The sequence below is a fragment of the Streptomyces sp. P9-A4 genome, assembly GCF_036634195.1.
Taxonomy (GTDB): domain Bacteria; phylum Actinomycetota; class Actinomycetes; order Streptomycetales; family Streptomycetaceae; genus Streptomyces.
In genome coordinates, this window is the sequence record NZ_JAZIFY010000001.1 from 3,953,626 (window position 1) to 3,966,763 (window position 13,138).

The window sequence follows — 13,138 nt, forward strand, 5'->3', positions numbered from 1 at the left end:
GGATCCCAGGATCGCACCTGCGGCCGAGAAGCGGCGAACCGATTTACGGGCGGCTTCCCCGGGGACGCGAGCCGGGGCGCGCGAGCCGGGGGTGCGTACTATTTCGGACACGTCGACGAGGACCGGAGAGGTTTCGCATGTTCCGCACCACCCGCGTGCCGGCGGCGCTCGCCGCGGTGCTGGCGGCGCTGGTGCTCGGACTCCTGGTCTGTGGGACGGCGGGCGCGTCACCCCTGGCGGGGGCGGCACTGACGGCGCACCCGGCCGGGGCCTCGCTGACGGCGCCGATGACGGCGGGCGTCGAGCCCTCCGCCCCCGCGACGCCCGTCGACGCCCCGCTCGCGGTCCGTGCAGGTCTGCCCGGTGTGCCCGGCTGCGATCCCGGTCACGCCGGCGGTGAAGGGGCCGCCGGGCCCGTCGTACCGCCGCGTGCGCACGGCTTCGCGGAGCTGCTGCCCGCGCTCGCCGCCGACCGGACGCCCTGCGGGGTCCGGCAGCCCGGTCCGGGCGACCCGGCGGCGTCGCCGGGACGGGAGCCACCCGCGCGCGTACCCCTGTCTCCCGTGGAACTGTCGGTCCTGAGGGTGTAGACGGACGGCCTCCTCCGCCGTAGCCCGTCTTTCTCTTCCCCTGTCCTCCAGGAGCGCTTCCGCATGTCCACGCCCAAGCCCAAGCCCGCGTCCAAGCCCACGTCCAAGCCCAAGCCCGCCTCGAAGCCCGCGTCCAAGTCCGCGTCCAAGTCCAAGTCCAAGCCGATCCTGATCGTCTCCGGGGTGGCCGTCGCCGCCGTGCTGCTCGGCGTCGTCTCGTACACCGCCACCAGGCCCGCGTCCCCGGGCGCCTCCGGTTCCTCCGCCGTCGCGGAGGTCTCCGCCGACCCGTCCGCCGGCGTCTACGCCGAACTGGAGGCCTACGCCCGCCGTGACGCCTCCGACAAGCTCGCCCTCGGCCGCGCCGACGCGCCCGTCGTGCTCATCGAGTACGCCGACTTCAAGTGCGGCTACTGCGGGAAGTTCGCCCGGGACACCGAGCCGGCCCTGGTGAAGAAGTACGTCGACAACGGCACCCTGCGCATCGAGTGGCGGAACTTCCCGATCTTCGGCGAGGAGTCGGAGGCGGTCGCCCGCGCCTCCTGGGCGGCCGGGCAGCAGGGCCGGTTCTGGGAGTTCCACAAGGCCGCCTACGCGGAGGGCGCCAAGGAGAAGGGCTTCGGCAAGGACCGGCTGGCCGCCCTCGGCAAGGAGGCGGGCGTCCCCGACGCGGCCCGGTTCGCCAAGGACACCGACGGCGAGGCGGCCCGCGAGGCGGTCCGCAAGGACCAGGAGCAGGGCTACTCCCTCGGCGCCACCTCCACCCCGTCCTTCCTGGTCAACGGCCGTCCGATCGCCGGAGCCCAGCCCCTGGAGACCTTCACGGAGGCCATCGAGGCGGCGGCGAAGGCCGCTCCGAAGAAAACCGCCCCGAAGAAGGCCGGCCAGTGACCTCGGGCATCGGCTACTTCGCCGCCTTCCTCGGCGGACTGCTGGCCCTCCTCAGCCCGTGCAGCGCCCTCCTGCTTCCGGCCTTCTTCGCGTATTCCATCGACACGCGCGCGAAGCTGGTGGCCAGGACCGGCATCCTCTACCTGGGCCTGGCGACCACCCTCGTCCCGCTCGGCGCGGCCGGCTCCTTCGCCGGTCGCCTCTTCTACGGCCACCGGGACCTGCTGGTCACCGTCGGTGGCTGGCTGATCGTCGGGCTCGGGGTGCTCCAGATCCTCGGCCTGGGCTTCGCCTCCCGCCGGGTCGCGGAGGCGAGCGGCCGCATCCGGCCCACGTCGGCGCTCTCCGTCTACGCCCTCGGCCTGGTCTACGGCCTCGCCGGCTTCTGCGCGGGCCCGATCCTGGGCAGCGTCCTGACGGTGGCGGCGCTGAGCGGCAGCCCGGCCTACGGGGGGCTGCTCCTCGCGGTGTACGCGCTCGGCATGGCGGTGCCGCTGTTCGTGCTTGCCCTGCTCTGGGAGCGGTACGACCTGGGCGGGCGGTCCTGGCTGCGCGGCCGGCCGCTGCGGGTGGGCCGGCTCACGCTCCACTCGACCTCGGTGCTCTCCGGCCTGTTCTTCGTGGCTCTCGGCACGCTGTTCCTGGTCTTCGACGGGACGACGGCGCTGCCGGGTCTGCTGTCGGTGGACGAGTCGTTCGCGGTGGAGGAGCGGGTGTCCGCCCTCGGCCGGGCGGTCCCGGACTGGGCGCTGCTCGTCGCGGTGGTGGCGGTGGTGGCCCTGGTGCTCGTGCTGCGGGGCAGGCGGGCGAGCCGGGAAGGTCGTACGGGGGAGCGCGAGGAGGTGTGAGGGGTACGGGGGAGGGGCGCGGGCCCCTCCCCCGTACGGCCCTGGCCTCCCCGTACGGCCCTGGCCTCCCCGTACGGCCCTGGCCTCCCCGTACGGCCCTGGTTTCGTGGCTTTTCGGCACACGAAGAAGGCCCCGTTCTTTCGAACGGGGCCTTCTGTTTGTGGCTGGGGCCGGGGTCGAACCGGCGACCTATCGCTTTTCAGGCGATCGCTCGTACCAACTGAGCTACCCAGCCACGAGGGCATTGCTGACCTCAGCGACTCTGACGGGACTTGAACCCGCGACCTCCACCTTGACAGGGTGGCGAGCTAACCAACTGCTCCACAGAGCCTAGTTTGTGCGCGATCACTAGTCTCGCACACGGTAATGCGTACCCCCAACGGGATTCGAACCCGTGCTACCGCCTTGAAAGGGCGGCGTCCTGGGCCACTAGACGATGAGGGCTAACGGACCAACCTGCGCGCTTCTCAGCGCGTCGGGGACGTGAGAAGCATATGGGATGCCGGGCGCTATCGCCAAAACGGTTTCCCGCGGGGGGACAATGGGCCCGTGCTGGAGATGACGCGCGAGGAGTTCGAGGAGCTTGTCGCCGAGGCCCTGGACCGGATTCCGCCGGAGCTGACGCGGCTGATGGACAATGTCGCCGTGTTCGTGGAGGACGAGCCCGCCCCCGACGATCCCGAGCTGCTCGGGCTCTACGAGGGGACACCGCTGACCGAGCGGGGTGAGTGGTACGCAGGCGTCCTGCCGGACCGGATCACGATCTACCGGGGACCGACGCTGCGGATGTGCGAGTCGCGCGAGGACGTGGTCGCGGAGACCGAGATCACCGTGGTGCACGAGATCGCCCACCACTTCGGCATCGACGACGAGCGGCTGCACGCGCTGGGCTACGGCTGAGCCGCCGGGGCGCTTTCGGGCGTGTCCCTTGTGGCGCCCGGGGAGTTGGGCAGTGCATCGCGTTCTGTTCCTGCCTGTTGTGTCCCTGGAGGTGCCCCCGTGCGCCATTTGCCCACCCCGGTGAGATGGGCCGCCACCGCGCTGGCCGTCGCGGCCTGTGCCGGTCTGAGCGGCTGTATGAGTGTGAGTGACGAGGGGGCGAAGCCGGCGCCCGGTGCGTCCGACGGGAAGCGGGGCGTGACGTCCGAGTCCGGGGGCGAGGGCGACCGGGGCGGCGACGGCACGTCGGAGAACGGCCGGAGGGGCCAGGGCGGCCCCGACGCCACCGGCGCCGGTACGGGGTCCCCGGTGCCCAGCGGCTCGCCCTCGGGCGCCGCGAAGCCCGCCGTGGGCGAGGTGGTGCCGGTGGAGGGTCCCGGCGGTACGCCGAAGCCGCAGCCGTCGGGCGGCGGTCACGAGAATCCGGGCGGCGCCGGGGGCGGCTCCGCCGGGAACGGGGGCGGCAGCGGCGGGAACGGGAACGGCGGCGGCAGCGGCGGTGGTTCCGGCGGTCCCGGGGGCGGCGGGGTCACGCCGTCGCCGGAGCCGCCGGAGCCGACCGCGGAGCCGACGCCGGAGCCCACCGTGCCGACCCCCGAGCCGACGCCGGAACCGACCTCCAACCCGAGTGATCCGCCGCCGCCCGGGACCGACACCCAGATGGGTGCGCTGCGGGCGGCGGACGGGCCGGGCGCGCCCCCGGAGCCGGCGGCTTCCCCGCAGGTCGGACCGGTGTGACGCAGTCCGATTTGCCATAGGTGGGGGAGGGTGCGTATGGTGGTAGATCGTTTGATCCCATTGCCCGGCGCCGACACAGAAGAGCGCCGTGTGGCGCGTACTCTCCCTAGCCGTGGCTGACCGCATTGAGGCGGTCGTTTGCGAAATCACGGAGTTGACGGGCGCGTGCCGAGACTCCGGAAGGTTTCGCATTTCGCATGTCCATTTTCAGTTCTGACCACGCCGTCATGCCCGAGAACGACGAGATCGTCGAGGCCGTAGAGGCCACCGAGATCGTCGAGGCCGCGACGGCCGTCATCGAGGCCGAGGCCGACGACCTCACCGACACCGACATCGACGCCGAGGCCGGCATCGACACGGAGGACTCCGACGAGGAGCCCGCCGAGCCCACCATCACCTTCGCGGACCTCGGTCTGCCGGAGGGCGTCGTGCGCAAGCTCGCGCAGAACGGTGTCACCTCCCCCTTCCCGATCCAGGCGGCGACCATCCCGGACGCCCTGGCCGGCAAGGACATCCTCGGCCGCGGCCGTACCGGCTCCGGCAAGACCCTCTCCTTCGGTCTGCCGACCCTGGCCCAGCTGGCCGGCGGCCACACCGAGAAGAAGAAGCCCCGCGCGGTCATCCTCACCCCGACCCGTGAGCTCGCGATGCAGGTCGCGGACGCCCTCCAGCCGTACGGCGACGTGCTCGGCCTGAAGATCAAGGTCGTCTGCGGCGGTACGTCCATGGGCAACCAGATCTACGCCCTGGAGCGCGGTGTCGACATCCTCGTCGCCACCCCGGGCCGTCTGCGCGACATCATCAACCGTGGCGCCTGCTCCCTGGAGAACGTCCAGATCGCGGTCCTCGACGAGGCCGACCAGATGTCCGACCTGGGCTTCCTGCCCGAGGTCACCGAGCTGCTCGACCAGGTCCCGGCCGGCGGTCAGCGCATGCTCTTCTCCGCCACCATGGAGAACGAGATCGGCACGCTGGTCAAGCGCTACCTGAACAACCCGATCAGCCACGAGGTCGACAGCGCCCAGGGCAACGTCTCGACCATGTCGCACCACGTCCTCGTCGTGAAGCCGAAGGACAAGGCGCCGGTCACGGCCGCCATCGCCGCCCGCAAGGGCCGCACGATCATCTTCGTCCGCACCCAGCTGGGCGCCGACCGCATCGCCGAGCAGCTCGTCGAGTCCGGTGTGAAGGCCGACGCGCTGCACGGCGGCATGACGCAGGGCGCCCGTACCCGCGTGCTCGCCGACTTCAAGGACGGCTATGTCAACGCGCTGGTCGCCACCGACGTCGCCGCCCGAGGCATCCACGTCGACGGCATCGACCTGGTCCTGAACGTGGACCCGGCCGGTGACCACAAGGACTACCTGCACCGCTCCGGCCGTACGGCCCGAGCCGGCAAGTCCGGTGTCGTCGTCTCGCTGTCGCTGCCGCACCAGCGCCGCCAGATCTTCCGGCTGATGGAGGACGCGGGCGTCGACGCCTCGCGCCACATCATCCAGAGCGCCGGCGCCTTCGACCCCGAGGTCGCCGAGATCACCGGCGCGCGTTCGCTGACCGAGGTCCAGTCGGACTCCGCGAACAACGCCGCCAAGCAGGCCGAGCGCGAGGTCGTCGACCTGACCAAGCAGCTGGAGCGCCTGCAGCGCCGTGCCGTCGAGCTCCGCGAGGAGGCCGACCGCCTGGTGGCCCGTGCCGCCCGTGAGCGCGGCGAGGACCCCGAGGCCGCCGTGGCCGAGGTGGCCGAGGCCGCCGAGGCCGAGATCGCGGCCGCCGCCGTCGAGGCCGAGCGTGCCGCGCGTGCCGAGGAGCAGCGCCGCGAGGAGCGCCCGGCCCGCGACGACCGCGGCAACTACGAGCGCCGTGACCGTGGCGGCTTCAACCGCGACGACCGCGGTGACCGCGGTGGCTTCCGTGGCGGCGACCGCGGTGGTGACCGTGGCGGCTTCCGTCGCGACAACGACCGTCCGTCCGGCGGCTTCCGTCGCGACGACCGCCCCTCGGGTGGCTTCAACCGCGATGACCGCGGTGGTGACCGTGGCGGCTTCCGTCGTGACAACGACCGTCCGTCCGGCGGCTTCCGTCGCGACGACCGCCCCTCGGGTGGCTTCAACCGCGACGACCGCGGTGGTGACCGTGGCGGCTTCCGTCGTGACAACGACCGTCCGTCCGGCGGCTTCCGTCGTGACGACCGTCCGTCGGGCGGCTTCAACCGCGACGACCGCGGCGGCCGTCCGTTCGAGCGTCGTGACAACGACCGTCCGTCCGGTGGTTTCCGTCGTGACGACCGCCCCTCGGGCGGCTTCAACCGCGACGACCGTGGCGGCGACCGCGGCGGCCGCTCCTTCGAGCGCCGTGACGACCGCCCCGCCGGCGGCCACCGTGGCAGCGACCGTCCGTTCAACCGCGACCGTCGTGACGACCGCCCCGCGGGCGGCTTCCGCACCGGTGGCGGCGACCGCCCGTACGGCCGCCGTGACGACCACCGCGGCACCGGCTCGACCGGTTCGACCGGTTCGACCGGTTCGACCGGTTCGACCGGAGGCTCCTTCGGCCGCCGCGACGACAAGCCGCGCTGGAAGCGCAACGGCTGAGCACAACTGACCTGACGAACCAGGGCCCGCACGCCACTCCGGTGACGCACGGGCCCTGCTTCGTACCCGGGCACGGGCGGGAGCGCCCGCACCACAGCCATCGGAGTCGGCGACCCGTGTCGGATACCCGATCGGTTCCGGGGAGCTATCGGGCTATGCTGCACGGGTGTGCTTGTCCACGGGCCGTTAGCTCAATTGGCAGAGCAGTGGACTTTTAATCCATTGGTTGTGGGTTCGAGTCCCACACGGCCTACCGAGGGCGGGCGAGGGGTGACCCTCTGACCTGCTGTGGAGCGCCCCGACCGGTTTCGACCGGTCGGGGCGCTCCGTCGTTCAGGGGCGCTTGCGTGAGCGGAAGCGGGGGAGCCGTACCCGTCACAAGGCCTTGAAGGCTTCCTCCACGGCCTCGCACGTGGCGTCCAGGTCGTCGTCGGTGACCGCGGAGGGGATGAACCAGCAGGCCAGGGCGAAGGCGTTGGCGTGGACGCCGCGTGTGAGGAGCTCGTGGCGAAAGGCGTGGTAGCGGGCCTGGTCGGCGCGGAGCAGCTCGCGGTACTGGCGTGTGGGAGTGCCGTCCGGGGTGAAGACGGTCTGGAACATGGCGCCGACGCCCTGGACCGCGCAGGGGACGCGGCGGTCGTGGGCGGCACGGCGGATCGTCTCCATGAGCCGTTGGCCGCTGTCCTCGATGTGCTTGGTGACCCCCGGCTGGTTGAGGCGACGCAGGGTGACCAGCGCGGACGTCGCGCACAGGGGCGAGGCGTTGTAGGTGCCACCATGCTTGACGTCACCTCGCGCGAGAGGTTCCATCACGTGGCGCTTACCGGCGAACGCGGCGATCGGCAGGCCGCCGCCCAGCGCCTTGGAGAAGACGGCGAGGTCGGGCTCGACGTCGAACAGCGCCTGTGCTCCTCCGGGGCCGGTGCGGAATCCGGTGCAGACCTCGTCGAAGATGAGCACGATCCCGCGTGCCGTGCACTCCTCCCGCAGCAGATCGAGATAGCCCGGGGCGGGCATGGTGCAAGCGTTGTTGGCGACGATCGGCTCGCAGATGACCGCCGCGAATTCCCCCTGGTGCGCGTCCAGGCAGGTACGGAGTGCCGCCGGGTCGTTCCACGGGCAGACGACCACGTCGTCGATGATCCCGGCAGGGATGCCCGGGGAGTGGGGTACGGGGTGCGGCGTGGCGTAGGGGCCGGCCTCCGAGATACGGGGGCGGTTGGAGATGGCCAGGGTGTCGGACCACCCGTGGTAGTGCCCCTCGAATTTGAGGATCTTCGAGAGTCCGGTGTATCCGCGGGCGGCTCGCACGGCTCCTTGCACCGCCTCGCTTCCCGAATTGGCGAACCGGACGAGTTCCGCGCAGGGCACCATCTCGCACATCAGCTCGGCGAGTTCCACTTCAGCGGTGTTGCAGGTGCCGAACATCGTGCCGGTGCCCAGGACGGCGGTGAGTGCCTCGGTGAGTTCCGGAGCGGCATGGCCCAGGATCGCACTGCCGTAGGAGATGAGGTAGTCGAGGTATTCGTTGCCGTCGATGTCCCGGATGCGCGTGCCGGAGCCACTGGCGATGTAGAGCGGGTAGGGATGTGGCCCGGTAGAGGTCAGTCTGGACGAGGAGCTGATGCCGCCGGCCAGGGATGCCTGGGCCCGGTCGAACCAGGCGCGACTTCCTTCGGTCTTGCCCAACGGCCTGATAGGACCGGTCATATGTGCCTCCTGTTTGGGTGCGGATTGCTTGGGCACGTTCGGAGAGCCCTTCATTCGCGGGGATCGATCGAGGAGAGGACGGGTGGGACGTGACGGGGAAGACGGCGGTCGTCACCGGTGCGGGCAGCGGCATCGGTAGGGCATGTGCGCTCGGCCTGCTGGCGGACGGCTGGACGGTGGTCCTGGTGGGCCGGCGCAAGGAGCCGCTGGAGGAGACGGCGGCGCTCACGCCCGCGGTCGGCTGCGGGCGTGCTGTTCCCTTCCCCGCCGACATCACCGATGCCGCCGCGGTGGATGACCTGTTCGGGGCCGTGGTGGAACGGTTCGGCCGGGTGGACGTGCTGTTCAACAACGCCGCCGACGTCATGCCCTACACCCCGACGGAGGATGTGAGCGTCGAGGACTGGCACCGCGTGATGGACTCCATCGCCACCGGGACGTTCCTGTGCTCTCGCGCTGCCTTTCGCGTCATGAAGGACCAGACCCCGCGCGGTGGACGGATCATCAACAACGGAGCGCCCTCCGCCCAGGCACCTCGGCCGGACTCCCTCGCGTTCACCGCGGCCAAGCACGCGGTCGCGGGGATGACACGATCCCTCTCCTTGGACGGGCGCCGCTATGACATCTCCTGCGGCCAGATCGACATCGGCAACGTGACCCCGGCGGACCGCCCCCAGCCGGCCGTCCTGCAGGCCGACGGGTCACGGAGGGTCGAACCCACCATGGACGTGCGGCACGTCGTCGACATGGTGCGGACCATGGCCGCTCTGCCGCTCGGGGTGAACATCCAGTCCGTCCTGGTCATGCCCAGCGCCATGCCGTACGTGGGCCGGGGATAGCCCGGCCACGTAGGCGGGGAACCAGTTGCCGGACACCAGCCGTCCGGCCTGGTCCCAGGCGAGCATGCGGTGCAGTCCGTCCAGATGGATCAACCCCTCGCGGACGGCCAGGTCTTCGTAGTCGGGTCCCGGAACGGGCCGGGTGCTCAGGAACAGCGGACGGCGGGGCGCCGTGCTCTGCCGGGCGAGTTTGAGCGCGCACAACGGATTGGAGCGCGCGTACGAGGTGCCCAACCCCGCCAGCCGCTCGGCCGCCGAGGCCACCGTCAGCCCCGCCTTGGGGACGAGCTCCACCTCTCCGTCCTCGCCCAGGTGCCAGGGGAGCACCACACCGCGCACTTCCGGCCCCTCCAGCAACACGTGATGCCAGCGGCCGCCCAGCTCCCGCTGCCCTTTGCGGATGTGCCCTTCGGCCTCGTCGTTGGTGTTGGCCTGGTCGGACGCGTCGTAGGGGTGCTCCTGGGCGAATGTGCCGATGACCGTCTCGAATCGGACCGCTCCCAGAACCCTCACCCGATGTGCCTTCCCGCCTCTTCGTATTCACGGAAGTGCCGTTCGGCGAAAAGATCCGGACGTCCTGAGCCCAGACCGCGCGAGCGTGCCACTGCCAGCACCTGGCGCCAGTAGGGCTTGACCGGCGGCCACAGGGTGCCCGTACGGCAGTACGAGCCGTCGATCATGTAGCGCGGCCCGGTCTCCGTCTGCGGCGCCGACGGGGCCCGGCGGGTGTGGAAGAGCGCCGAGTGGAGTACGACGGTGGACCCGGGCGGTAAGTCGTCGATGAGTGCCTCGCCCGGCAGGACCGCCGTGCCCAGGTGGCTCCGGGCGTTCTTCTCCGCGACTTCCCGGTGCGAGCCCGGCAGGACGGCCAAGCCGCCCAGCTCCGGTTTGAGTCCGCCGATGTAGTGCAGGGCGTGGATCATCGGTAATCGACGGTCTCGCTGAGGCCCTTGCTCGTAATCGTGATGCCAGCTCTTGCCGGCTCCCCCGGCCGGCCGCCGGTCGCTGTGCAGGTGGTGGAAGACGAAGGACTCCCCCAGCAGGTCGGGGTGGCCGAGCAGGTCCATGAGCGGCGGGTACACCGCGAGTTCACCGTGCGCCTCCAGGTCCAGCTCGACCACCTGCGGCGGCTCGGCCCCGGAACGCAGACAGGCATCGATGGCCTCTTGACGCCAGCCTTTCTCCACCCATGTGTCGACCTCCGGCACGAGACGGTCGACGAGGTCGTCCGGCAGGAATCCGGGAAGGACCAGAAAGCCGTCCTCGACGAAGTTCTCCGTCCGAACCTCATTGGTGTGTGTGACATTCACGTGTCAGAACCCATGCTTCACTCGGATGGTGCTTCACGGTTGCCCCGGCGTCCGGCGTTTCCTGTCCACGGCCGATGCGCGTCATGCGCATGACGGGATGAATGGCCAGAAAGTGGCAATCGACGTGCCCGGGTGACAGCCGCACGCGGGATACACCGGGCCGGTGTGGACGACGCCCGCGAGGCAGGCCGCCGACCCGGGATCGCTGGAGCGGCCGCACGCGCGTATGTGAAGTTGTCCTTGGAGGCGGCACCCTGGCTGTGGTCACGTCCATGAGTGGTGGGTAGCTCGCCGGCAGGGCACGTGCAAGTCATAGCTCGTTGCTGACCAGGCCGGCTCGGACGGCGCGACATCGGTCGGCATCACCCATCCGGTCCTGACCGGGACTTCAGGAAACGCCCCGGCCGTTCAACCGGCCGGGGCATTTCTGCGTTGAGGTGGGTGGGGGGGTGTGCGGACTCGTTCGGGGTGACGGTTTTGGCAACCGGGGCCTCCCGGGCGCAGTGTGGGGCACCGTGGGGGAATCTGGGATGTGGACGCCGGACGTGGAGGTGGAGTCGGTGGCGGTGAGCGGATCCGTCGATCCGGTGGGGGAGGCCAGGCGGTTCGCCCGGTGTGCGCTGGCCGCTGCCTGCGCCGCCGTCGTCTTCCTGCTCGCGGGGGTCGGCGCGGGCGGGATCGTCATCCTGTTCAGCGGGCTCGTGGGGCTCGCCTGTTCGGCCGTCGGGATCTGGTGGTTCCTCGCCCACCGCGGGGCCCGGCGGGTGCTCGGCGCACTTCTCGCCGTCGGCGCGCCCCTCGCCGTCCTCTGTCTGTACGTCGTCGGCGGCCTCTGGCTCACCGCCCTCGTGGCCCTCGGGCTGTGGGGCGGCGCCCTGCTCTGCGCCCGTGCCGCGCTGCGGATCCCCCGGACCCCCGGCGCGGAGAACACCCGGACCGACCTCGCCCGGGGTGAGCGGCGGCCCCGGCCCCGGCGACCCGTGCTCATCATGAACCCCAAGTCCGGCGGCGGGAAGGTCGCCCGCTTCGGGCTCGTCGAGCGCGCCGAGCGGCTCGGCGCCCGGGTCATCCTGCTCGACCCCTCCGCCGACACCGACGTCACCGCGCTCGCCCGGCAGGCCGTCGCCGACGGTGCCGACCTGCTCGGGGTCGCCGGCGGCGACGGTACCCAGGCGCTCGTCGCCGCCGTGGCCGCCGACCACGACCTGCCCTTCCTCGTCGTCTCCGCCGGGACCCGTAACCACTTCGCCCTCGACCTGGGCCTCGACCGCGACGATCCCGCGACCTGTCTGGACGCCCTCGTCGACGGCGAGGAACTCCGGGTCGACCTGGGCTCCGTCTCCGGCCGGCCCTTCGTCAACACCGTCTCCTTCGGCGTGTACGCGGATGTCGTCCAGCTTCCCGAGTACCGCGACGCGAAGGCGGGCACCGCCCTCACCGTCCTGCCCGATCTGCTCCAGGGCGGCGAGGGCGACCGCCTCGACGCCACCGCCGACGGCACCCGGCTGTCCGCCCAGCAGGCCCTGCTCGTCAGCAACAACCCGTACGCCACCCCCGACCCCTTCGGCGCTGCCACCGCACGGCGGCCCCGCCTGGACGGAGGCGCCCTCGGGGTGATCGGCATCCGCGTCGACGGCGCCGCGGACGCCGCCGAGATGGCCGTACGAGGCACCCAGGCGGCCGGCCTGAACGTCCTTACCGCCGCGCGGGTCGAGGTGCTGGGGAGGGCTCCCGGGCCGGGGTCGGAGCTGGGGAGGGCTCCGGGGTCGGGGCCGGACTCAGGGCTCGGGGCGGGGCCAGGGGCTGACTCGGGGTCTGACTCAGGGCCAGGGGCTGACTCAGGGCCCGGGTGGGGTGACGGTGGCAGCGATTCCATCGCCGTCGCCGTCGACGGTGAGGCCCTCGTCCTGCCCACCCCCGTCGTCTGCACCCTCCGTCCCCTCGCCCTCCGGGTGCTCGTGCCCCGGCACCGGCCCGGCGCCCTGGACCCCCCGCCGCGCATGGACTGGCTGCGCGTCGTCCAGCTCGCCTTCCCCTCCCTCCACCATCGTCACCCCGCACCTAGGAGCGGCACATGACCGGGACCACCGGGACGACCACGACCAGCCCGCTCCGGGCCGTTCTGAAGGATCTCCGCGCGATCGACGGCGCCGTCTACGCCGCCGTCGCCGCCACGCCCACGCCCACGCTCGACACCGGGCTCCGCAGGCTCTCCACCGCCGCGAACAACTCCAAGATCTCGTTCGCTGTGGCGGCCTCCCTCGCCCTCTTCCCCGGCCGGCCGCGCCGGGCCGCGCTCACCGGGCTCGGGGCCATCGCCGTGGCCTCGGCCTCGGCCAACCTGCTGGGCAAGCGGCTGGTGCGCAGGCCGAGGCCGGACCGGGAGGCGGCCCGGGTGGTGGTGGGCCGGCACGTGCCGATGCCGGACTCGGCCTCGTTCCCCTCCGGGCACACCGCCTCGGCGGTCGCCTTCGCCACCGCCGTGGGGGTCGTGCTGCCCCCGGCGGCCGTGCCCCTCCAGGTGCTCGCGATGGGCGTGGGCTACTCCCGGGTCCACACCGGGGTCCACTACCCGGGCGATGTCGCCGCCGGCGCCGTCCTCGGCATGGCGAGCGCCGTCGTCTCGCTGGTCGTCGGGGCCTCCCTGACGGCCGCCAAGGGGAAGTGAGCGGGCGTCAGAG

The 13,138-nt window shown here is 71.7% G+C and carries 11 protein-coding genes, 4 tRNA genes and 1 pseudogene; 10 read left to right on the forward strand and 6 right to left on the reverse strand.

What is annotated here, in order from left to right; genetic code table 11:
* Window positions 1-137: 137 nt before the first annotated feature.
* The 3 genes from V4Y03_RS17730 to V4Y03_RS17740 all read left to right on the forward strand — a co-directional run bounded on the left by V4Y03_RS17730 (window position 138) and on the right by V4Y03_RS17740 (window position 2,329).
* On the forward strand, window positions 138-590 hold the full coding sequence (locus V4Y03_RS17730) for a hypothetical protein (RefSeq protein WP_332435538.1): 453 nt from the start codon (window positions 138-140) through the stop codon (window positions 588-590).
* Window positions 591-653: 63 nt separating this feature from the next.
* Window positions 654-1,481 carry a DsbA family protein gene (locus V4Y03_RS17735; protein WP_332435539.1) on the forward strand — a complete coding sequence of 276 codons (828 nt, stop codon included), beginning with the start codon at window positions 654-656 and terminating at the stop codon, window positions 1,479-1,481.
* On the forward strand, window positions 1,478-2,329 hold the full coding sequence (locus V4Y03_RS17740) for a cytochrome c biogenesis CcdA family protein (RefSeq protein WP_317878768.1): 852 nt from the start codon (window positions 1,478-1,480) through the stop codon (window positions 2,327-2,329). Before V4Y03_RS17735 ends, V4Y03_RS17740 begins: the two co-directional genes overlap by 4 nt.
* A 162-nt stretch (window positions 2,330-2,491) precedes the next feature.
* On the opposite strand, the gene V4Y03_RS17745 is transcribed toward V4Y03_RS17740, so the two are convergent.
* The 3 genes from V4Y03_RS17745 to V4Y03_RS17755 form a co-directional block, all read right to left on the reverse strand.
* Window positions 2,492-2,565, reverse strand: a tRNA-Phe gene (locus V4Y03_RS17745).
* Window positions 2,566-2,587: 22 nt separating this feature from the next.
* Window positions 2,588-2,661: transfer RNA gene (locus tag V4Y03_RS17750), tRNA-Asp, on the reverse strand.
* Window positions 2,662-2,701: 40 nt separating this feature from the next.
* Window positions 2,702-2,774: transfer RNA gene (locus V4Y03_RS17755), tRNA-Glu, on the reverse strand.
* Window positions 2,775-2,879: 105 nt separating this feature from the next.
* On the opposite strand from V4Y03_RS17755, the gene V4Y03_RS17760 reads away from it, so the two are divergent.
* The 4 genes from V4Y03_RS17760 to V4Y03_RS17775 all read left to right on the forward strand — a co-directional run bounded on the left by V4Y03_RS17760 (window position 2,880) and on the right by V4Y03_RS17775 (window position 6,851).
* Window positions 2,880-3,230, forward strand: a complete 351-nt coding sequence (locus V4Y03_RS17760) for a metallopeptidase family protein (RefSeq protein ID WP_033208941.1) — start codon at window positions 2,880-2,882, stop codon at window positions 3,228-3,230.
* Window positions 3,231-3,467: 237 nt separating this feature from the next.
* On the forward strand, window positions 3,468-4,007 hold the full coding sequence (locus V4Y03_RS17765; protein WP_332435540.1) for a hypothetical protein: 540 nt from the start codon (window positions 3,468-3,470) through the stop codon (window positions 4,005-4,007).
* Between the two features lie 197 nt (window positions 4,008-4,204).
* Entirely contained in the window at window positions 4,205-6,598 is a 2,394-nt protein-coding gene (locus V4Y03_RS17770) for a DEAD/DEAH box helicase (RefSeq protein ID WP_332435541.1), read from the forward strand.
* A gap of 180 nt (window positions 6,599-6,778) precedes the next feature.
* A tRNA-Lys gene (locus V4Y03_RS17775) sits at window positions 6,779-6,851 on the forward strand.
* Between the two features lie 122 nt (window positions 6,852-6,973).
* Here the strand turns inward: V4Y03_RS17775 and V4Y03_RS17780 are convergent.
* Entirely contained in the window at window positions 6,974-8,308 is a 1,335-nt protein-coding gene (locus tag V4Y03_RS17780) for an aspartate aminotransferase family protein (protein ID WP_332435542.1), read from the reverse strand.
* A gap of 89 nt (window positions 8,309-8,397) precedes the next feature.
* Between V4Y03_RS17780 and V4Y03_RS17785 the strand changes: the two genes are divergently transcribed.
* On the forward strand, window positions 8,398-9,147 hold the full coding sequence (locus V4Y03_RS17785) for an SDR family oxidoreductase (RefSeq protein ID WP_332435543.1): 750 nt from the start codon (window positions 8,398-8,400) through the stop codon (window positions 9,145-9,147).
* A gap of 36 nt (window positions 9,148-9,183) precedes the next feature.
* On the opposite strand, the pseudogene V4Y03_RS17790 reads toward V4Y03_RS17785, so the two are convergent.
* Window positions 9,184-9,660: pseudogene (locus tag V4Y03_RS17790) on the reverse strand (DUF6309 family protein); the annotation flags it as partial.
* Window positions 9,657-10,457 (reverse strand): phytanoyl-CoA dioxygenase family protein, encoded by an 801-nt coding sequence (locus tag V4Y03_RS17795; RefSeq protein ID WP_332435544.1) that lies wholly within the window; start codon window positions 10,455-10,457, stop codon window positions 9,657-9,659. The gene V4Y03_RS17795 and the pseudogene V4Y03_RS17790, both read right to left, overlap by 4 nt.
* 530 nt (window positions 10,458-10,987) lie before the next feature.
* On the opposite strand from V4Y03_RS17795, the gene V4Y03_RS17800 reads away from it, so the two are divergent.
* Both V4Y03_RS17800 and V4Y03_RS17805 read left to right on the forward strand, forming a co-directional pair.
* Window positions 10,988-12,535, forward strand: coding sequence for a diacylglycerol/lipid kinase family protein (locus V4Y03_RS17800; RefSeq protein WP_332435545.1), 1,548 nt, complete (start codon window positions 10,988-10,990; stop codon window positions 12,533-12,535).
* On the forward strand, window positions 12,532-13,125 hold the full coding sequence (locus V4Y03_RS17805; RefSeq protein WP_317874608.1) for a phosphatase PAP2 family protein: 594 nt from the start codon (window positions 12,532-12,534) through the stop codon (window positions 13,123-13,125). The genes V4Y03_RS17800 and V4Y03_RS17805 overlap by 4 nt, the downstream gene beginning before the upstream one ends.
* The last annotated feature ends 13 nt before the right edge of the window (window positions 13,126-13,138 follow it).

Excerpts from the sequence above, each read along its gene's own strand:
- V4Y03_RS17730 (WP_332435538.1), top strand. The coding sequence starts at position 138 with ATGTTCCGCACCACCCGCGTGCCGGCGGCGCTCGCCGCGGTGCTGGCG.
- V4Y03_RS17735 (WP_332435539.1), top strand. The coding sequence starts at position 654 with ATGTCCACGCCCAAGCCCAAGCCCGCGTCCAAGCCCACGTCCAAGCCC.
- V4Y03_RS17770 (WP_332435541.1), top strand. The coding sequence starts at position 4,205 with ATGTCCATTTTCAGTTCTGACCACGCCGTCATGCCCGAGAACGACGAG.
- V4Y03_RS17780 (WP_332435542.1), bottom strand. The coding sequence starts at position 8,308 with ATGACCGGTCCTATCAGGCCGTTGGGCAAGACCGAAGGAAGTCGCGCC.
- V4Y03_RS17800 (WP_332435545.1), top strand. The coding sequence starts at position 10,988 with ATGTGGACGCCGGACGTGGAGGTGGAGTCGGTGGCGGTGAGCGGATCC.
- V4Y03_RS17805 (WP_317874608.1), top strand. The coding sequence starts at position 12,532 with ATGACCGGGACCACCGGGACGACCACGACCAGCCCGCTCCGGGCCGTT.